Below are 17,688 nucleotides of genomic sequence, written 5' to 3' on the forward strand. Positions count from 1 at the left end.
CGCGATGAGCGCACCCGACGGCAGCCCGGTCGGCGCCGAACGCAGCATCGGCCAGCTGTTCGCCTCGGCGACGACCGAATTGTCGGCGCTGGTGCACGACGAGATCGCGCTGGCGAAGGCTCAGCTGAAGCAGGACGTCAAGCGCGGCGCACTGAGCGGCGGGGCGTTCACGGTGGCCGGCGCGGTCCTGGTGTTCTCCCTGCCGATGCTCAACTTCGCGCTGGCGTACGGCATCCGGACCTGGAGCGACTGGAACCTCGCGATCTGCTTCCTGCTCTCCTTCACGGCGAACGTGCTCATCGCGCTCGTCCTCGCGCTGATCGGCGTGGTCTTCGCGAAGAAGGCGCAGCGGAGCAAGGGCCCGCAGAAGGTCGCCGCGTCCGTGAAGGAGACGGCGGGCGTCCTGCAGAAGGCCAAGCCGCACCCGCGGCCCGAGCTCCCACAGGACCGGGTCCCGGAGGCCATCGAGGCTGTGGCACGCTCGTCGTCATGACGGACCCCGCGATTCCTCCGGCCCAGCCCGCTTCCGTCCAGCCCGCTTCGGTCGTACGGCCTGACGCCGTCTGCGGCGTCAAGGTCACCCACCGCGAGGTCGCCGCGAACGGCGCGCGTTTCCACATCGCGGAGCTGGGGGACGGCCCGCTGGTCATGCTCGTCCACGGCTTCCCGCAGTTCTGGTGGACCTGGCGGCACCAACTGGTGGCCCTGGCCGACGCGGGCTTCCGGGCCGTCGCGATGGACCTGCGGGGCGTGGGCGGCAGCGACCGTACGCCGCGCGGCTACGACCCGGCCAACCTCGCCCTCGACATCACCGGCGTGATCCGCTCCCTCGGCGAGCCGGACGCCGCGCTGGTCGGCCATGACCTGGGCGGCTATCTGGCGTGGACGGCGGCCGTGATGCGCCCCAAGCTGGTCCGCAGGCTCGCCGTCTCCTCGATGCCGCATCCCCGACGCTGGCGCTCGGCGATGCTCGCCGACGTCCGGCAGACGACCGCGAGCTCCCACATCTGGGGGTTCCAGCGGCCGTGGATCCCCGAGCGGCAGCTCACCGCCGACGACGGCGAGCTGGTGGGCCGGCTGATCCGGGAGTGGTCCGGCCCGCGGCCGCCGGAGGACGAGGCCGTGGAGACCTACCGGCGGGCGATGTGCATCCCCTCCACCGCGCACTGCGCCGTCGAGCCGTACCGGTGGCTGGTGCGGTCGTTGGCCCGTCCGGACGGCGTCCAGTTCTACCGGCGGATGAAGCGACCCGTGCGGGTGCCGACGCTGCATCTGCACGGCTCCCTCGATCCGGTGATGCGCACCCGCAGCGCGGCCGGCTCCGGCGAGTACGTCGAAGCCCCTTACCGCTGGCGTCTGTTCGACGGACTCGGCCACTTCCCGCACGAGGAGGATCCGGTCGTTTTCTCCACCGAACTGGTCAATTGGCTGAAGGATCCCGAACCCGATCGGTGACCGTTCCATCGCGCCCGGTATCCGGTCCTGAACACCTGTACTACGAACAGCCAAATGCCCGCCGCATAGGCCAATTGGCGGCCCCGAGGGCGGTTATCGACCTTGGGGCAGGGGCAGACGTCGGGGTATGGGCTGGACGCACGACTACAGTGACGCAGCACGCAACCGCCGCTCGGCCAACGGCCTGAGCCCCCACCGACGAGGTGGCGACCCGCAACTGGCGGGCTCCGACCTCCGGGTGGGCATTCCGCGCATCCTGCGCCGCCGAGCCCGCTGGGTCTCGGTCCGACTGCGTCACCCTCGAGGCTGACGACCCGCCGAGCTGGCCGACCGCTCCGGTCCCGGCTGCTCGCGGCTACAGGGCGCAGCTGTCGCTGTCCACCTGCTGGCCCGCGGTCCGCCCGGCGGCGATGTCCTGCTGGATCTCGTCCGCGGTGAGGGCGTAGCCGGTGTTGGAGTCGTCGAGGGACTTCGCGAAGACCACGCCGTACACCTTGCCGTCGGCGGTGAGCAGCGGGCCTCCGGAGTTTCCCTGACGGACGGTCGCGTACAGCGAGTACACATCACGGCGCACGGTGCCGCGGTGGTAGATGTCCGGGCCGTTGGCCGTGATGCGGCCGCGCACGCGTGCGGCACGGACGTCGTACGACCCGTTCTCCGGGAAGCCGGCCACGATCGCGTCGTCGCCGCTCGCCGCGTCGTCGGTGGTGAACTGCAGCACGGGCGCGTCGAGGTCCGGCACGTCCAGGACGGCGATGTCGCGCCGCCAGTCGTACAGGACGACCGTGGCGTCGTACTTGCGGCCTTCGCCGCCTATCTGGACGGTGGGCTCGTCGACGCCGCCCACGACGTGCGCGTTGGTCATCACACGGCGCTCGCCGAAGACGAAGCCGGTGCCCTCCAGGACCTTGCCGCAACTCTCCGCGGTCCCCATGACCTTGACGATGGAGCGCTGCGCGCGCGTGGCCACCGCGCTGTTCGCCAGAGCCGGGTCGGGCGGCTGGACGTCGGTGATCGGCTCGTTGGCGAACGGGCTGAAGACCTGCGGGAAGCCGTTCTGCGCGAGGACGGAGGAGAAATCCGCGAACCAGGTGTCGGCCTGGTCGGGCAGCGCCTCGGACACCCCGTGCAGCACCTTGGAGCTACGGACCTCCTTGCCCAGCGTGGGCAGGGTGGTGCCGGCCAGGGCGGACCCGATCAGCCACGCGACCAGCAGCATCGCGACGACGTTGACCAGCGCGCCGCCCGTCGCGTCCAGCGCGCGGGCCGGGGACCAGGTGATGTACCGGCGCAGCTTGTTGCCCAGGTGGGTGGTGAGGGCCTGCCCGACCGAGGCGCAGACGATCACGACGATCACCGCGACGACGGCGGCCGTGGTGCTCACCTCGGAGTTGTCGGTCAGCGCGTCCCAGATCACGGGCAGCAGATAGACGGCGACGAGGCCGCCGCCCAGGAAGCCGATCACCGACAGGATGCCGACGACGAAGCCCTGGCGGTAGCCCACGACCGCGAACCAGACGGCCGCGACCAGCAACAGGATGTCCAGCACATTCACGAGCGACACCCTGTCATGACCGCCAGTCGAGCGGGACCTGCTTCTCACGGTCCCAGGGGTGCTCCCAGCCCGCGAAGTGCAGCAGGCGGTCGATCACTCCGGCCGTGAAACCCCACACAAGGGCCGATTCGACCAGAAACGCCGGTCCGCGATGGCCGCTGGGGTGCACGGTCGTGGCCCGGTTGCCGGGGTCGGTGAGATCCGCCACGGGGACCGTGAAGACACGGGCCGTCTCACCGGGGTCGACCACGCCGACCGGGCTCGGCTCGCGCCACCAGCCCAGGACCGGGGTGACGACGAAGCCGCTGACCGGGATGTACAGCTTGGGCAGCACACCGAAGAGCTGGACGCCCGACGGATCGAGCCCGGTCTCCTCCTCGGCCTCGCGCAGGGCGGCCCGCAGCGGCCCGTCACCGTGCGGATCGCCGTCCGCCGGGTCGAGGGCGCCGCCCGGGAAGGAGGGCTGGCCGGCGTGCGAGCGCAGTGAGCTCGCACGCTCCATGAGCAGCAGCTCGGGGCCGCGCTCGCCCTCGCCGAACAGGATCAGGACGGCGGACTGGCGCCCCGCGCCGTTCTCCGGCGGCAGGAAGCGGCTGAGCTGGAGCGGCTCGACGGTGTCCGCGGCGTGCACCACCGGATCCAGCCAGCCGGGCAGGCCCTCTTTGCTGAGCGTCACCGGACCGCCCTGGGTATCGCTCGCGCGTGTCATCGCCGCACCACCCCCCGTTCTGCCGATTCCAACGCCCGAACACCACCTGATCGTTCCGCGAACCGCCCGACGGCCGCCCACGCCGTCGTCAGCCCTTCCGTCATCCGGCCCTCAGCGGAGGGGCCGGTTTGCCACCGGCGTCCAGGTAGGACCGGGGCGGGTTCAGGCGCTGGCCGGGGAAGCCGCCCTTCTCGTACTTGAGCAGCTTCTTCGCCTTCTCCGGGTCCGTCTCGCCCTCGCCGTACGCCGGGCAGAGCGGGGCGATGGGGCAGGCGCCGCAGGCCGGTTTGCGCGCGTGACAGATGCGGCGGCCGTGGAAGATCACATGGTGCGAGAGCATCGTCCACTCGCTCTTGGGGAAGAGTGCGCCGACGGCGGTCTCGATCTTGTCGGGCTCGGTGGCCGCCGTCCACTTCCAGCGCCGCACGAGCCGCTGGAAGTGCGTGTCCACCGTGATTCCAGGCCGGCCGAACGCGTTCCCCAACACCACGAAGGCGGTCTTGCGGCCGACGCCGGGCAGCTTCACCAGGTCCTCCAGCCGGCCGGGCACCTCGCCGCCGAACTCCTCCACCAGGGCCTTGGAGAGCCCTATCACCGACTTGGTCTTGGCGCGGAAGAAGCCGGTGGGGCGGAGGATCTCCTCGACCTGCTCCGGGTCGGCGGCGGCCAGGTCCTCGGGGGTGGGGTACTTGGCGAAGAGGCCGGGGGTCGTCTGGTTGACCCGGAGGTCGGTGGTCTGGGCGGACAGGACCGTGGCGACGACCAGCTGGAAGGGGTTCTCGAAGTCCAGCTCGGGGTGCGCGTAGGGGTAGATCTCGGCGAGTTCGCGGTTGATCCGGCGAGCACGGCGGACCAGAGCGGTGTGCGACTCGGGCTTCTTCCCGGCGACCGCTTTCGCGGCCATCGTCTTCGCAGCCGCCGTCTTCGCAGCGCCCGGCTTCGCAGCGGCCTTCTTGGCGGCGGCCTTCTTGGCGGCGGCCTTCTTGGCGGCGGCCTTCTCGCTGTCGGCCGCGTCTGCCGCTTTCTTCGCAGGCATCTCGTTCGTCACCTTTGCCGTTTTCCTACCGCCGCCGGGGCCCTGTTCGCCCACAGCGGAACCACGACGTACAACCACCCGCCAGCCCCCTCGGCCTGTGCTCTCACCGGCGATTTGGACACCCGGCCAGCCTAAAGCCCGGCACCGACATCCGCCCCGGACCCTGAAGATCGGCCCCCAATTGGACCCCTGCCGCTTACCTCGGGACATGTGTGCGGCATCCTTGTGACAGATCACACTGTTTGGACCGTCCGGCAAGATGGGGAACACGGTCCCCTGGTAAGCAGGGGAGCAAGATCCCTTGAGCAGGTCGAATAGGAGAGAACTCGTGGACGACGTCCTGCGGCGCAACCCGCTCTTCGCGGCACTCGACGACGAGCAGGCCGCAGAACTGCGCGCCTCCATGAGCGAGGTGACCCTGGCCCGTGGCGACTCCCTGTTCCACGAGGGCGACCCGGGCGACCGGCTCTACGTCGTCACCGAGGGCAAGGTCAAGCTCCACCGCACCTCCCCGGACGGCCGGGAGAACATGCTGGCCGTGGTGGGCCCCAGCGAGCTCATCGGCGAGCTGTCGCTCTTCGACCCGGGCCCGCGTACCGCGACGGCCACCGCCCTCACCGAGGTCAAGCTCCTCGGCCTCGGCCACGGCGACCTCCAGCCCTGGCTGAACGCCCGCCCCGAGGTCGCCACCGCCCTGCTGCGCGCCGTCGCCCGCCGCCTGCGCAAGACCAACGACGCCATGTCCGACCTCGTCTTCTCGGACGTCCCCGGCCGCGTGGCCCGCGCCCTGCTGGACCTCTCGCGCCGCTTCGGCGTGCAGTCCGAAGAGGGCATCCACGTCGTCCACGACCTGACGCAGGAGGAGCTGGCCCAGCTCGTCGGCGCGTCCCGCGAGACCGTGAACAAGGCGCTGGCGGACTTCGCCCAGCGCGGGTGGCTCCGCCTGGAGGCACGCGCGGTCATCCTGCTGGACGTGGAGCGGCTGGCGAAGCGGTCCCGCTGACGCTCGGTCTCGGCCGTACGGTGCGTAGCGGACCGTCCTGGGGGCTGCGCCCCCAGACCGCACCGGACAGGCGGGAGCGGGCACAGGTGACCCATGGCTGAAACGGTTCCCCTCCGTGGCCTCGACGCCCAGGGACACATCGCTCGCGAGGGCTCCCTCGCGCGCGTGCCGCACGCCTACCGTCCCGTCGTCGCAGCCGCCCGGGACCGGCTGGCGGACGTCTTCGGGACGCGGCTGCACAGCGCCTACCTCTACGGGTCGATTCCGCGCGGCACCGCGCGCGTGGGCCGCAGCGACCTCGACCTGCTCGCCGTGCTGCGCGAAGAGCCGACCGATACCGACCGGGCCGACGCCCGTGCGCTCGACGAGGCCCTCGACCAGGAGTTCCCTCAGATCGACGGCGGCGGAACGCTGCTCGTCGGCCACGCGTGCGTGCTGAGCGAGCTGGAGCGGCACGACCTGGGATGGTTCGTGGCTTGCCTGTGCACACCGCTGCTCGGCGAGGACCTCGCCGAGCACCTCCCCCGATACCGTCCCGACTCGCTCCTCGCGCGCGAGACCAACGGCGACCTTGACCTCTTCCTGCCGCGCTGGCGCGGCCGCGTCGCCTCGGCGGAGGACTCCGAGGAGGCGCTGCGGCCGCTCGTCCGGTTCATGTCCCGGCACCTCGTACGCACCGCGTTCACGCTCGTCATGCCCCGCTGGAACGGCTGGACGAGCGACCTGCACGAGATGGCGGAGGCCTTCGGCGGGTACTACCCGCAGCGGGCGGAGCAGCTACGGGCGGCGGCTGTCCTCGGGTACGCGCCCAAGGGCGACCGTGCCGTCCTCACGTCCTACGTGGACGACCTCGGCCCCTGGCTCGCGCAGGAGTACACGCGCGTGCACGGCGTGAAGGCCCCGAGGCCCGATCGACCCTAGAGCCCACGGAACCCGCCGAGCCCACCCGGCCCGCCGAGCTCGCCGGACATGTCCTGGATGAGCCCGTGCTCCGTCAGGTACTCGAGTTGCGCCCTGACCGACAGCTCCGCGGCCGGCCACAGCGAGCGGTCGACGTCGGCGTACACGTGCGCGACGACCTCGGCGGAGGTGCGGTAGCCGTCCTCGACGGCCGTCTCGACCTGGGCGAGGCGGTGGGCGCGGTGGGCGAGGTAGAACTCGACGACGCCCTGGGCGTCTTCCAGGACCGGCCCGTGGCCCGGCAGGACGGTGTGGACGCCGTCGTCGACCGTGAGGGACCTGAGCCGCCGCAGGGAGTCCAGATAGTCGCCCAGACGGCCGTCGGGGTGGGCGACGACGGTCGTGCCGCGGCCGAGGATCGTGTCGCCGGTCAGGACGGCACGGTCGGCCGGGAGGTGGAAGCAGAGCGAGTCGGCGGTGTGGCCGGGCGTCGGCACGACCCGCAGCTCCAGACCGCCCACCGCGATCACGTCCCCGGCGCCCAGGCCCTCGTCGCCCAGCCGCAGCGCCGGGTCCAGAGCCCGCACCTTCGTCCCGGTCAGCCCGGCGAAGCGGGCGGCGCCTTCGGCGTGGTCGGGGTGTCCGTGCGTCAGCAGGGTCAGAGCGACGCGCTTGCCGGCCTGCTCGGCGGCGCCGACGACCGCGCGCAGATGGCCGTCGTCCAGCGGGCCGGGGTCGATCACGACGGCCAGGTCGGAGTCGGGCTCGGAGACGATCCAGGTGTTCGTGCCGTCCAGGGTCATCGCGGAGGCGTTCGGCGCGAGGACGTTGACCGCGCGCGGGGTGGCGGCCCCCGAGAGGACTCCGCCTCGCGGCTGGCCGGGGAGGGCGGCTGCGTCGGTCATGCGGGGCCCCCGGGGGTCGTCTCGATCGCCTCGATCGCCTCGACCGTCCCGGTCGGCTCGGCGGTCCCGAGCGGGATGTGCTTGGTGAACTCGTCATGCCCCGGCCAGGACAGCACGACCTCGTCGTCCTCCAGGCGGGCCTCCGCCAGGACGGGGGTCAGGTCGAGGTCGGGGGCCGCGGCGAGCGCGTCCGCGGCCGTGGCGTGCGGGGCGAGCCCGCGCAGGGTCGCGATGGTCGGCGGCATCATCAGCAGTTCGCCCTTGTCGTACGAGGCGGCCGCGTCCGAGGGACGGATCCACACCGTGCGGTCGGCCTCCGTGGAGGCGTTGCGGGTGCGCTGGCCCTCAGGGAGCGCGGCCACGAAGAACCAGGTGTCGTAGCGGCGCGGCTCGAACTCCGGAGTGATCCAGCGCGTCCAGGCGCCGAGCAGATCGGAGCGCAGGACCAGGCCGCGCCGGTCGAGGAACTCGGCGAAGGACAGGTCCCGGGCGACCACCGCGGCCCGGTCGGCCTCCCAGTCGGCGCCCGTGGTGTCGCCGACGACGGAGTCGGGGGTCGGCCCCGCGAGCAGGACGCCGGCCTCCTCGTAGGTCTCGCGCACGGCCGCGCAGACGATCGCCTGGGCCGCCGTCTCGTCGACGCCGAGCCGCTCGGCCCACCACGCGCGCGTGGGGCCCGCCCAGCGGACGTGACGGTCGTCATCACGTGGATCGACGCCGCCGCCCGGATACGCGTACGCGCCTCCGGCGAAGGCCATGGAGGCGCGTCTGCGCAGCATGTGGACGACGGGGCCGCTGTCGGTGTCCTTCAGGAGCATGACGGTGGCCGCGCGCTTCGGGGCGACCGGGATGAGCGTGCCGTCCGCAAGCGCGCGAATGCGTTCCGGCCAGTCCCGGGGAAACCACTGCCCATTAGCCATGGGCGCGAGGCTATCCCCTGGTGCGCGAATGTTCGAGAGGTCCCCGAGGTCAGAGCGCGCCCAGGGGCTCTACGGCCGTACTCCTACGGGAGGAGCTCCACCTGGATCTCGACCTCCACGGGCGCGTCCAGCGGCAGCACCGCGACGCCCACCGCGCTGCGCGCGTGCACGCCCTTGTCGCCGAGAACCTCGCCCAGCAGCTCGCTCGCGCCGTTGAGGACGCCCGGCTGGCCGGTGAAGTCCGTGGCCGACGCCACGAAGCCGACGACCTTCACCACGCGCGCGATGCGGTCCAGATCTCCCGTGACCGACTTGACGGCGGCCAGGGCGTTCAGCGCGCAGGTGCGGGCCAGCTCCTTGGCCTCCTCGGCGGTGACCTCGGCGCCGACCTTGCCGGTGACCGGCAGTTTCCCGTCCACCATGGGCAGCTGGCCGGCCGTGTACACGTACGGGCCGGACTGCACGGCGGGCTGGTAGGCGGCCAGCGGCGGCACGACCGCCGGGAGGGTCAGCCCCAGCTCGGCGAGCCTCGCCTCGACCGCACTCACGCCTTGGCCCGCTTCAGGTAGGCGACGAGCTGCTCCGGGTTGTTCGGCCCGGGCACGACCTGGACGAGCTCCCAGCCGTCCTCGCCCCAGGTGTCCAGAATCTGCTTCGTGGCGTGGACGAGCAGCGGCACGGTTGCGTATTCCCACTTGGTCATGGGCCCGACTGTATCCGCTGTCGCCCGAGGGGCTGTTCCACAGGCCATGTGGCCGATTGCCGCCCCGTTGTCCACAGCCTCCCGATTGCCTCGGGCGCCGACTGGTTACGCTCGAAGACGTGAGCAGGCTCCAGGTCGTCAGCGGAAAGGGCGGGACCGGAAAGACGACGGTCGCCGCGGCACTCGCGCTTGCCCTCGCCACGGCGGGGAAGCGAACGCTTCTCGTCGAGGTGGAGGGCCGGCAGGGCATCGCACAGCTCTTCGAGACGGAGGCGTTGCCCTATGAGGAACGCAAGATCGCCGTCGCCTCGGGGGGCGGTGAGGTGTACGCGCTGGCCATCGACCCCGAACTGGCCCTTCTGGACTACCTCCAGATGTTCTACAAGCTGGGAAGCGCCGGCCGGGCCCTGAAGAAGCTCGGCGCGATCGACTTCGCCACCACCGTAGCGCCCGGCCTGAGGGACGTGCTCCTCACCGGCAAGGCGTGCGAGGCGGTACGGCGCAAGGACAAGAACGGGCGGTTCGTGTACGACTACGTCGTCATGGACGCCCCGCCCACGGGCCGCGTCACCCGCTTCCTGAACGTCAACGACGAGGTCGCCGGGCTGGCCCGGATCGGCCCGATACACAATCAGGCGCAGGCCGTGATGCGGGTGCTGAAGTCGGCGGAGACGGCCGTGCATCTGGTCACGCTGCTGGAGGAGATGCCCGTCCAGGAGACCGCCGACGGCATCTCCGAGTTGCGGGCGGCGAAGCTGCCGGTGGGGCGGATCATCGTCAACATGGTGCGGCCCGAGGTGCTGGACGAGGACGGGTTGGAACTCGTCCGGACCGTGACGCGTTCTTCTGTCGCCCGGTCGTTGTCCGCGGCCGGGCTGGGCGGGGCGCGGCGCGGCGGGCGCGCCGAGCGGCTGGTGGATCCGCTCCTCCGGCAGGCCGAGGAGTACGGCGAGCGGTATGCGCTGGAGCACGAGCAGCGCGCGGTCCTGGGCGGCCTGGACCTGCCGTTGCACGAACTTCCGTTGCTCGCCGAGGGCATGGACCTCGCGGGCCTCTACCAGCTCGCCACCGAACTGCGGAAGCAGGGGATCGCATGAGTCCGGACCAGGCTCACGACCACGGAAGCACCCGTCGCCGGCTCTCCCCCGCGCCCGTGCTGGACCTCGATCCGCTGCTCGACGACCCGGCGACCCGCATCGTGGTGTGCTGCGGCTCGGGCGGCGTCGGCAAGACGACCACGGCGGCGGCGCTGGGCCTCCGGGCGGCCGAGCGCGGCCGCAAGGTGGTGGTCCTCACCATCGACCCGGCCCGCCGGCTCGCGCAGTCCATGGGCATCGACTCGCTGGACAACACTCCGCGCCGCGTCAAGGGCGTCGAGGGGACCGGCGAACTGCACGCGATGATGCTCGACATGAAGCGCACCTTCGACGAGATCGTCGAGGCGCACGCGGACGGCGAGCGGGCGGACGCGATCCTGGGCAACCCCTTCTACCAGTCGCTCTCGGCGGGCTTCGCGGGCACGCAGGAGTACATGGCGATGGAGAAGCTCGGGCAGCTACGCGCGCGTGAGGAGTGGGATCTGATCGTCGTCGACACCCCGCCGTCGCGTTCGGCGCTGGACTTCCTGGACGCGCCGAAGCGGCTCGGGTCGTTCCTGGACGGCAAGCTGATCCGCGTCCTGCTCGCGCCCGCCAAGGTCGGCGGCCGGGCGGGGATGAAGTTCCTGAACGTCGGAATGTCGATGATGACGGGCGCGCTCGGCAAACTGCTCGGCGGCCAGCTGCTGAAGGACGTGCAGACGTTCGTGGCGGCGATGGACTCCATGTTCGGCGGCTTTCGCACGCGCGCGGACGCCACGTACAAGCTGCTCCAGGCGCCCGGCACGGCGTTCCTGGTGGTGGCGGCTCCCGAGCGGGACGCGCTGCGGGAGGCCGCGTACTTCGTGGAGCGACTGGCCGCCGAGGACATGCCGCTGGCCGGTCTGGTGCTCAACCGCGTCCATGGCAGCGGTGCCGCCCACTTGTCCGCCGAGCGGGCGCTCGCCGCTGCGGAAAATCTTGAAGAGCCCGGCATTGTGGATCAGGACGGCGGGAAAGCTGGACTTCGTAACTCTCCCGACTCGTACGACAGTTCAGAACCTCCCGCACCCGATCCGGAAGCAGCCGCTCGCCCCGCACCTGATGCGGCACCCGATCCGGAACACGACGCCCCCACCGACGCGGACCGGACCGTTGACGACCTCACCGCAAGCCTGCTGAGGCTGCACGCGGAACGCATGCATCTGCTCTCTCGCGAGCAGCGCACGCGTGACCGCTTCACCGCGCTCCACCCCGAGGTGGCGGTGGCCGAAGTGGCCGCGCTGCCCGGCGATGTGCACGACCTCACGGGGCTGCGGGACATCGGGAACCGGCTCGCGGCCAACCGACCGGAGCTGCCTGAGGTTGCCGACGCCGGGACCGCCGAGGCTTCCGACGCCTGAGCCGAGGTCTCCTCAGCTCACGTCAGCACGTCAGCTCACCGCCGCGAAGTTCTCGTACATCTGGTCGTCGTCGAGCGGCAGGATGCCCGCCCCACGCTCGTACTCCGAACGCGCCGTCTCCAGGAGCCGGCGCCAGGAGGTCACCGTCGGCCGCCTGCGCAGCAGTGCGCGGCGCTCACGCTCCGTCATGCCTCCCCACACGCCGAACTCGACGCGGTTGTCGAGCGCGTCGGCCAGGCATTCGGTGCGTACCGGGCATCCGGTGCACACCGCCTTGGCCCTGTTCTGCGCTGCTCCCTGAACGAACAGTTCATCCGGATCGGTAGTGCGGCAGGCAGCCTGCGCACTCCAGTCGGTTACCCAGCCCATACCGGCGCCGTCCTCTCCCGAATCGAGGCTCCCCCACGGCGGCAGCGGCATATTCACCGCCGCCAGTTGAGGACGTTACGGAAGGTGGGCACAGCGCAACACCCCCTTCGGGCCCAATCTTGAATGGCCCGAACGGACTATGCGTAAGCGGCAGATCACCCGGGGGAGTGAGCCCGCGACATACGTGACTTTCCCGGCAAACGGGACAGTTCAGTTGAGTCACAACGGACGCCGAGTGACACACAAGGCGGATTCGGACACGCATCCACCAAAAAAGTTGGGGAACGACCGGAACGATTCGGGGTCGCCGGACGTATTGATACGTAGCCCTGCTGCTGTGACAGTTGAGAGCAGCTTAGGCCAAGGCATTGACGTGTGTCCGGCGAATCAGAACGTAGGCTGCCCCCATGCCAAAAAAGCGCTCGGGCGGTGGTCTGTCGCCAACGCAGCAGGCCGCCAAGTTCCTCGGTGTCAGTGTGCTCGCAGGAGCGATGCTGGCCGGTATCGCCCTGCCCGCCTTCGGCGCGCTGGGCCTGGCCGCCAAGGGGTCGGTGGAGTCGTTCGACGAACTCCCGGCCAACCTCAAGACGCCGCCACTGAGCCAGCGCACCACGATCCTCGACTCCGAGGGCGGCCAGATCGCCACGGTCTACTCCCGTGACCGCACGGTGGTCGACCTCAAGAGCATCTCGCCGTACATGCAGAAGGCGATCGTCGCGATCGAGGACTCGCGCTTCTACGAGCACGGCGCCGTCGACCTCAAGGGCATCCTGCGCGCGCTCAACAAGAACGTGCAGAGCAGCGGGGTCGCCCAGGGCGCCTCGACGCTCACCCAGCAGTACGTGAAGAACGTCTTCGTGGAAGAGGCCGGCGACGACCCGACGAAGGTCCAGCAGGCCACCCAGCAGACCATCGGCCGCAAGATCAAAGAGCTCAAGTACGCGATCCAGGTGGAGGAGGAGCTCGGCAAGAAGAAGATCCTCGAGAACTACCTGAACATCACGTTCTTCGGCGAGCAGGCCTACGGCGTCGAGGCGGCCGCCCAGCGCTACTTCTCCACGCACGCCAAGGACCTCACCCTCCCCCAGGCCGCGTTGCTGGCCGGAATCGTCCAGTCGCCCAGCCGCTACGACCCCATCAACGACGAGGCCGAGGCCACCAAGCGCCGTAACACCGTGCTGCAACGCATGGCCGAGGTCGGCGACATCACCGAGTCCGAGGCCGCCACGGCGCAGAAGGCCCCGCTGGGCCTGAAGGTCAAGCAGCCGAAGAACGGCTGCATCACCGCCGTCCAGGGCGCCAGCTTCTTCTGCAAGTACGTGGAGCGCGTCTTCCTCAGCGACCCGGTCTTCGGCAAGACCAAGGAAGAGCGGGCGAAGGTCTGGAACCAGGGCGGTCTGACGATCCGGACGACGCTGGAGCCGCAGTCCCAGAAGTCCGTCCAGGACTCGCTCAAGGACCACGTCTACCAGTCGGACAAGGTCGCCGCGGCCGCCACGCTCGTCGAGCCCGGCACCGGCAAGATCCTCGGCATGGGCCAGTCGAAGCCGTACGGCTACGGCAAGAACGAGACCGAGTACAACTACTCGGTCAACTCCTCCATGGGCGGCTCGAACTACGGGTTCCCGACCGGTTCGACCTTCAAGCCCTTCGTGGCCGCGGCCGCGCTGGAGGAGGGCCGCCCGGCGAACCAGTCCTACCCGGCGCCGTACCAGATGTCGTACCCGTCCACGGTCCAGACGTGCAGCAGCAAGCCGTGGACCAACGAGGGCAACGACACGCTGGAGAACGAGAGCTCGTCCGAGAAGGGCCCGTACCAGCTGAAGAAAGCCATGGAGCTTTCGGTCAACACCTACTTCGTGCAGATGCTCGCCGACATCGGCATGTGCCCCGTGGTGAAGATGACCGACAAGCTGGGCGTCGTCCAGGGCAACGGCGACAAGGTGCCCGAGGTGCCCTCGTCGATGACCCTCGGCTCCACCGGCCTCTCCCCCCTGACGATGGCCAGCGCCTACGCGGCCTTCGCCAGCCGGGGCATGTACTGCACCCCGATCGCCATCCAGTCGATCACCCAGACGGTCGGCGGCACGAAGAAGTCGCTGGAGGTGCCGAAGTCGACCTGCTCGCGCGCGATGAGCCAGAAGACCGCGGACACCATCAACACGCTGCTGAGCGGCGTCGTCGACTCCGGTACGGGCCAGCAGGCCGGTCTTTCCGGCGGCCGCGACAACGCCGGTAAGACGGGCACCACCGACTCCCGCAAGAACGCCTGGTTCGTCGGCTACACCCCGAACCTCTCCGGCGCCGTCTGGGTCGGCAGCGCCACGCAGAAGGTCGAGATGAACAACATCACGATCGGCGGCGTCTACCACGGCCAGGTCTACGGCGGCGACACCCCCGGCCCGATCTGGCGGGACGCCATGACCGGCGCGCTGGAGGGCAAGGATGCCCCGTCCTTCAACCTCGTCAACATCCCGAACCCGCCCGTCGCCAAGGACCCCGACGACGGCAACCGCGACGACGAGGGCGACGACAACGACGACGGTTTCCTCACCGGCCTGCTCACCAACGGCGGGACGACGGGCAACACGTCGTCGACCGGTGGCAACGACGGAGGCACCCTCTTCCAGGGCCAGAGCAACGGAAACGGCAATGGCGGAGGCGGCGGACGCGGCTGAGGCCGAGGCCGAGCAACTCCGACTCTGATCTGGATACAACGCTGAATACGACGAACGGCCTCTGCCTCTCTGTACGAGAGGCAGAGGCCGTTCGTCGTATCCGTATCCACGTATCCCCGTATCCCCGTATCCGTCACACCCCTCGCACCCGTCACACGGGGACGAGGGACGAGAGTCGGGGGATGAGAGTCGGGGACGAGAGTCGGGGACGAGAGTCGAGGGGTCAGCCCGCGAGCAGCTTCTTGACGACGGCGGCGACGCGGCCGCCCTCGGCCAGCCCGGCCACCTTCGGGTTCACGATCTTCATGACGGCGCCCATGGCCCGCGGCCCCTCGGCGCCGGCCGCCTTCGCCTCCTGGACGGCCTGGGCGACGATGTCGTCCAGCTCCTCGTCGCTCAGCTGCTTGGGCAGGTACGTGGCAAGGAGCTCGCCCTCGGCCTTCTCCCGCTCGGCGCTCTCGGCCCGACCACCCTGCGCGAAGGCGTCGGCCGCCTCGCGGCGCTTCTTCGCCTCCTTGGTGATCACCTTGAGGACCTCGTCGTCGGAGAGCTCGCGCTTCGTCGTGCCCGCGACCTCCTCCTTGGTGATGGCGGTGAGCGTCAGCCGGAGCGTCGAGGAGCGGAGCTCGTCGCGCTCCCTGATCGCAGCGTTGAGGTCTTCCTGCAGCTTCGACTTGAGCTTGGTCATGGGTCTGATTGTCGCAGGTGTGGGCGGCCGGACGCCCGCTCATTTAAGGGGCCTCAGGGGGACGGCACTTGAGGGACGGTGGCGGCGGACATGTCGGCGGCGTCTGACACGATGGACGTATGCGCGCGCGATACGGAGTACCTCTGTCCCTTGCGGCGGCCGGCGCCGCCGGTCTGGTGTACGCGGCGGGTTTCGAAGCCCGCTCCTTCCGGCTGCGGCGGGTGACGGTCCCCGTCCTCCCTGCCGGGATGCAGCCCCTGCGCGTGTTGCAGGTCTCCGACATCCACATGGTCCGCGACCAGCGCAAGAAACAGCGCTGGCTGCGCTCGCTCGCCGGGCTGCGCCCCGACTTCGTGATCAACACGGGCGACAACCTGTCCGACCCGGAGGGCGTGCCCGAGGTCCTGGACGCCCTCGGCCCGCTGATGGAGTTCCCGGGCGCGTACGTCTTCGGCTCGAACGACTACTACGGCCCGAAGCTGCGCAACCCCGCGCGCTACCTCTTCGAGAAGGCCCAGGGCCGCCACGGCCTCAACGGCAACGCGCCCGCGGTGAACGTCGTCCACAACCCGTGGGAGGACCTGCGCGACGGCTTCGACGCGTCGGGCTGGCTGAACCTGACGAACACGCGAGGCGTGCTGAAGGTCGAGGGCGTGTCGGTGGAACTGACCGGCCTGGACGACCCCCACATCAAGCGCGACCGCTACGCGCAGGTGGCCGGCGGCCCATCGGCGTCGTCCGACTTCTCGATGGGCGTCGTACACGCGCCCTACCTGCGGGTCCTGGACGCCTACACGGCCGACGACTACCCCCTCATCCTGGCCGGCCACACCCACGGCGGCCAGCTCTGCATCCCCTTCTACGGCGCCCTGGTCACCAACTGCGACCTGGACACGGACCGCGTGAAGGGCCTGTCGACGCACACGGCCGAGGGCCACACCTCCTACCTGCACGTATCAGCAGGCTGCGGCACAAACCGCTACACCCCGGTGAGGTTCGCCTGCCCACCGGAGGTAACGCTGCTGACGCTGGTGGGGAGGGAGTAGCGAGGCTGGGGGTTCGGGCGGAGGACGCGGGGCTGGGGGTTCGGGCGGAGGACGCGGGGCTGGGGATTCGGGGCGGAGGACGCGAGGCTGGGGATTCGGGGCGGGGCCTCTGTCGGGTGGTGCGAGCGCCCGTCCCCCATCCGCCGTCCCTGCCCCCGTCCCCCGAACGGCCCGCCCACATCGCCCCTTTTGTCATGCTTGCCTAGCGTGAGGGCATGACCGCGCCGATACCCAGGGACCTCCCGGATCTGCCCGCGATCCCGCGAACCCACGCGCTCCTGCTCTCCTCCGTCCCCGCCGCGGCGGTGGTGACTCCCGCCCGCCGGCCACTGGCCGCCGCCCTCCGCCTGCTGCTGGCCGGCACTGCGGCCGCGGGCGTGACGCTCGCCTTCCTGCTCGGCAGCCCACCCCGGGTCGTGAGCCACTTCGCGATCCAGGCCAACATCCTGCTGGCCCTGGTCACGCTGCTGTCCGCGCGCCGCGCGTGGACGGCCCGCCACCCCCTCCCCGCAGCCCTGACCGGCGCCGCACTGCTCTACGTCATGATCACCGGCCTGGTGTACCACCTGCTCCTGGCAGACGCGGCCACCCCCTACTCGGTGACCGGCACGACGACCGCCCCCACAGGCTGGCACCTGGTCGCCACGCACCTCCTCCAGACCGTGACACCGGTGGCCGCCGTCCTGGACTGGCTGCTGCTGACCGCCCCGGGCTGCATGCGCCTGCGCCGGGCCGCGACATGGATGCTCTACCCCGTGATCTACCTGGCGTTCTCGTTCACCCGCGCCTGGCTGATCCACCCCGGCGCGCCGGGCCGCTACCTCTATCCCTTCCTCGACGCCGAGGCCCACGGCTACAAGCACGCCCTCGCCAACGCACTCCTCCTCGGCCTCTCCTTCTACGCCCTCGCGATCCTCCTCGTGGCCCTCGACCACGCCCGCCCCAACCTGATCAGCCACCGCGCCAAAACCGGATTTCGTCTCCAGCCACCGGTGGGCTAAAGTAAACGACGTCGCCGCGACAAGCATCACAAGCAGCGACATCGGGGTGTAGCGCAGCTTGGCAGCGCGCTTCGTTCGGGACGAAGAGGTCGTGGGTTCAAATCCCGCCACCCCGACAGCTGAATAGCAGTTCAGAGGGCCCTTACCGGATCGGTAAGGGCCCTCTGGCGTTGCTGCGTGTCTAACTGCGTGACTATGGTTCGCGATCACGCGCAGGGGCCACCGCAACCTCGGCCCGGGT

At 70.3% G+C, this 17,688-nt stretch carries 19 protein-coding genes and 1 tRNA gene; 11 read left to right on the forward strand and 9 right to left on the reverse strand.

Features of this window, described 5'->3' with window-relative positions; translation table 11 throughout:
• Positions 1 to 4: 4 nt before the first annotated feature.
• From AB0J04_RS05515 to AB0J04_RS05525, 3 genes are all read left to right on the forward strand, one after another.
• Positions 5 to 493 (forward strand): phage holin family protein, encoded by a 489-nt coding sequence (locus tag AB0J04_RS05515; RefSeq protein ID WP_363167066.1) that lies wholly within the window; start codon positions 5 to 7, stop codon positions 491 to 493.
• Positions 490 to 1,455, forward strand: coding sequence for an alpha/beta hydrolase (locus tag AB0J04_RS05520; protein ID WP_363167067.1), 966 nt, complete (start codon positions 490 to 492; stop codon positions 1,453 to 1,455). The genes AB0J04_RS05515 and AB0J04_RS05520 overlap by 4 nt, the downstream gene beginning before the upstream one ends.
• Positions 1,456 to 1,582: 127 nt before the next feature.
• Complete coding sequence (locus AB0J04_RS05525) at positions 1,583 to 1,765, forward strand: hypothetical protein (protein WP_363167068.1); 183 nt, start codon at positions 1,583 to 1,585, stop codon at positions 1,763 to 1,765.
• Between the two features lie 45 nt (positions 1,766 to 1,810).
• On the opposite strand, the gene AB0J04_RS05530 is transcribed toward AB0J04_RS05525, so the two are convergent.
• From AB0J04_RS05530 to nth, 3 genes are all read right to left on the reverse strand, one after another.
• Positions 1,811 to 3,010, reverse strand: a complete 1,200-nt coding sequence (locus AB0J04_RS05530; protein ID WP_363167069.1) for a MarP family serine protease — start codon at positions 3,008 to 3,010, stop codon at positions 1,811 to 1,813.
• Positions 3,011 to 3,023: 13 nt separating this feature from the next.
• A complete protein-coding gene (locus AB0J04_RS05535; protein WP_363167070.1) occupies positions 3,024 to 3,719 on the reverse strand; it encodes a CoA pyrophosphatase in 696 nt (231 codons plus the stop codon).
• A 100-nt stretch (positions 3,720 to 3,819) separates the two neighbouring features.
• The gene (gene nth / locus AB0J04_RS05540) at positions 3,820 to 4,755 is read right to left on the reverse strand and encodes an endonuclease III (RefSeq protein WP_363167071.1); all 936 of its coding nucleotides are present in this window, start codon (positions 4,753 to 4,755) and stop codon (positions 3,820 to 3,822) included.
• Positions 4,756 to 5,083: 328 nt separating this feature from the next.
• Between nth and AB0J04_RS05545 the strand changes: the two genes are divergently transcribed.
• Both AB0J04_RS05545 and AB0J04_RS05550 read left to right on the forward strand, forming a co-directional pair.
• Entirely contained in the window at positions 5,084 to 5,758 is a 675-nt protein-coding gene (locus AB0J04_RS05545) for a Crp/Fnr family transcriptional regulator (protein ID WP_020129286.1), read from the forward strand.
• 93 nt (positions 5,759 to 5,851) lie between these two features.
• Positions 5,852 to 6,679 carry a nucleotidyltransferase domain-containing protein gene (locus AB0J04_RS05550; RefSeq protein WP_363167072.1) on the forward strand — a complete coding sequence of 276 codons (828 nt, stop codon included), beginning with the start codon at positions 5,852 to 5,854 and terminating at the stop codon, positions 6,677 to 6,679.
• On the opposite strand, the gene AB0J04_RS05555 is transcribed toward AB0J04_RS05550, so the two are convergent.
• From AB0J04_RS05555 to AB0J04_RS05570, 4 genes are all read right to left on the reverse strand, one after another.
• A complete protein-coding gene (locus AB0J04_RS05555; protein WP_363167073.1) occupies positions 6,676 to 7,563 on the reverse strand; it encodes an MBL fold metallo-hydrolase in 888 nt (295 codons plus the stop codon). The two genes, AB0J04_RS05550 and AB0J04_RS05555, sit on opposite strands and share 4 nt — an antisense overlap.
• Entirely contained in the window at positions 7,560 to 8,483 is a 924-nt protein-coding gene (locus tag AB0J04_RS05560; RefSeq protein ID WP_363167074.1) for an NUDIX hydrolase, read from the reverse strand. Before AB0J04_RS05560 ends, AB0J04_RS05555 begins: the two co-directional genes overlap by 4 nt.
• A gap of 83 nt (positions 8,484 to 8,566) precedes the next feature.
• On the reverse strand, positions 8,567 to 9,031 hold the full coding sequence (locus AB0J04_RS05565) for a RidA family protein (protein ID WP_363167075.1): 465 nt from the start codon (positions 9,029 to 9,031) through the stop codon (positions 8,567 to 8,569).
• Positions 9,028 to 9,186 (reverse strand): DUF4177 domain-containing protein, encoded by a 159-nt coding sequence (locus AB0J04_RS05570; protein WP_020129281.1) that lies wholly within the window; start codon positions 9,184 to 9,186, stop codon positions 9,028 to 9,030. The genes AB0J04_RS05565 and AB0J04_RS05570 overlap by 4 nt, the downstream gene beginning before the upstream one ends.
• A 119-nt stretch (positions 9,187 to 9,305) precedes the next feature.
• On the opposite strand from AB0J04_RS05570, the gene AB0J04_RS05575 reads away from it, so the two are divergent.
• Complete coding sequence (locus tag AB0J04_RS05575) at positions 9,306 to 10,283, forward strand: ArsA-related P-loop ATPase (RefSeq protein ID WP_363167076.1); 978 nt, start codon at positions 9,306 to 9,308, stop codon at positions 10,281 to 10,283.
• Positions 10,280 to 11,665, forward strand: a complete 1,386-nt coding sequence (locus tag AB0J04_RS05580) for an ArsA family ATPase (protein WP_363167077.1) — start codon at positions 10,280 to 10,282, stop codon at positions 11,663 to 11,665. Before AB0J04_RS05575 ends, AB0J04_RS05580 begins: the two co-directional genes overlap by 4 nt.
• 30 nt (positions 11,666 to 11,695) lie before the next feature.
• Here AB0J04_RS05580 and wblA read toward each other — a convergent pair whose 3' ends face one another.
• The gene (wblA, locus tag AB0J04_RS05585) at positions 11,696 to 12,034 is read right to left on the reverse strand and encodes a transcriptional regulator WblA (protein WP_363167142.1); all 339 of its coding nucleotides are present in this window, start codon (positions 12,032 to 12,034) and stop codon (positions 11,696 to 11,698) included.
• A 407-nt stretch (positions 12,035 to 12,441) separates the two neighbouring features.
• On the opposite strand from wblA, the gene AB0J04_RS05590 reads away from it, so the two are divergent.
• Positions 12,442 to 14,712, forward strand: a complete 2,271-nt coding sequence (locus AB0J04_RS05590; protein WP_363167078.1) for a transglycosylase domain-containing protein — start codon at positions 12,442 to 12,444, stop codon at positions 14,710 to 14,712.
• A gap of 223 nt (positions 14,713 to 14,935) precedes the next feature.
• On the opposite strand, the gene AB0J04_RS05595 is transcribed toward AB0J04_RS05590, so the two are convergent.
• Positions 14,936 to 15,400 (reverse strand): GatB/YqeY domain-containing protein, encoded by a 465-nt coding sequence (locus AB0J04_RS05595; protein WP_363167079.1) that lies wholly within the window; start codon positions 15,398 to 15,400, stop codon positions 14,936 to 14,938.
• A gap of 119 nt (positions 15,401 to 15,519) precedes the next feature.
• Between AB0J04_RS05595 and AB0J04_RS05600 the strand changes: the two genes are divergently transcribed.
• The 3 genes from AB0J04_RS05600 (at position 15,520) to AB0J04_RS05610 (ending at position 17,563) form a co-directional block, all read left to right on the forward strand.
• Positions 15,520 to 16,446: a metallophosphoesterase gene (locus AB0J04_RS05600; protein WP_363167080.1), complete on the forward strand. Its 927-nt coding sequence runs from the start codon at positions 15,520 to 15,522 to the stop codon at positions 16,444 to 16,446.
• Positions 16,447 to 16,661: 215 nt separating this feature from the next.
• Positions 16,662 to 17,447, forward strand: a complete 786-nt coding sequence (locus tag AB0J04_RS05605) for a Pr6Pr family membrane protein (RefSeq protein WP_363167081.1) — start codon at positions 16,662 to 16,664, stop codon at positions 17,445 to 17,447.
• 42 nt (positions 17,448 to 17,489) lie between these two features.
• Positions 17,490 to 17,563, forward strand: a tRNA-Pro gene (locus AB0J04_RS05610).
• Positions 17,564 to 17,688 lie beyond the last annotated feature (125 nt).

The organism is Streptomyces sp. NPDC050263 (genome assembly GCF_040655955.1).
GTDB lineage: Bacteria > Actinomycetota > Actinomycetes > Streptomycetales > Streptomycetaceae > Streptomyces.

What these genes read in the sequence shown, in the direction of transcription:
- AB0J04_RS05570 (WP_020129281.1), bottom strand. Translation starts at nt 9,186, where the DNA reads ATGACCAAGTGGGAATACGCAACCGTGCCGCTGCTCGTCCACGCCACG.
- wblA (WP_363167142.1), bottom strand. Translation starts at nt 12,034, where the DNA reads ATGGGCTGGGTAACCGACTGGAGTGCGCAGGCTGCCTGCCGCACTACC.
- AB0J04_RS05555 (WP_363167073.1), bottom strand. Translation starts at nt 7,563, where the DNA reads ATGACCGACGCAGCCGCCCTCCCCGGCCAGCCGCGAGGCGGAGTCCTC.
- AB0J04_RS05600 (WP_363167080.1), top strand. Translation starts at nt 15,520, where the DNA reads ATGCGCGCGCGATACGGAGTACCTCTGTCCCTTGCGGCGGCCGGCGCC.
- AB0J04_RS05520 (WP_363167067.1), top strand. Translation starts at nt 490, where the DNA reads ATGACGGACCCCGCGATTCCTCCGGCCCAGCCCGCTTCCGTCCAGCCC.
- AB0J04_RS05605 (WP_363167081.1), top strand. Translation starts at nt 16,662, where the DNA reads ATGACCGCGCCGATACCCAGGGACCTCCCGGATCTGCCCGCGATCCCG.
- AB0J04_RS05515 (WP_363167066.1), top strand. Translation starts at nt 5, where the DNA reads ATGAGCGCACCCGACGGCAGCCCGGTCGGCGCCGAACGCAGCATCGGC.
- AB0J04_RS05595 (WP_363167079.1), bottom strand. Translation starts at nt 15,400, where the DNA reads ATGACCAAGCTCAAGTCGAAGCTGCAGGAAGACCTCAACGCTGCGATC.
- AB0J04_RS05550 (WP_363167072.1), top strand. Translation starts at nt 5,852, where the DNA reads ATGGCTGAAACGGTTCCCCTCCGTGGCCTCGACGCCCAGGGACACATC.
- AB0J04_RS05590 (WP_363167078.1), top strand. Translation starts at nt 12,442, where the DNA reads ATGCCAAAAAAGCGCTCGGGCGGTGGTCTGTCGCCAACGCAGCAGGCC.
- AB0J04_RS05580 (WP_363167077.1), top strand. Translation starts at nt 10,280, where the DNA reads ATGAGTCCGGACCAGGCTCACGACCACGGAAGCACCCGTCGCCGGCTC.
- AB0J04_RS05525 (WP_363167068.1), top strand. Translation starts at nt 1,583, where the DNA reads ATGGGCTGGACGCACGACTACAGTGACGCAGCACGCAACCGCCGCTCG.
- AB0J04_RS05535 (WP_363167070.1), bottom strand. Translation starts at nt 3,719, where the DNA reads ATGACACGCGCGAGCGATACCCAGGGCGGTCCGGTGACGCTCAGCAAA.
- nth (WP_363167071.1), bottom strand. Translation starts at nt 4,755, where the DNA reads ATGCCTGCGAAGAAAGCGGCAGACGCGGCCGACAGCGAGAAGGCCGCC.
- AB0J04_RS05560 (WP_363167074.1), bottom strand. Translation starts at nt 8,483, where the DNA reads ATGGCTAATGGGCAGTGGTTTCCCCGGGACTGGCCGGAACGCATTCGC.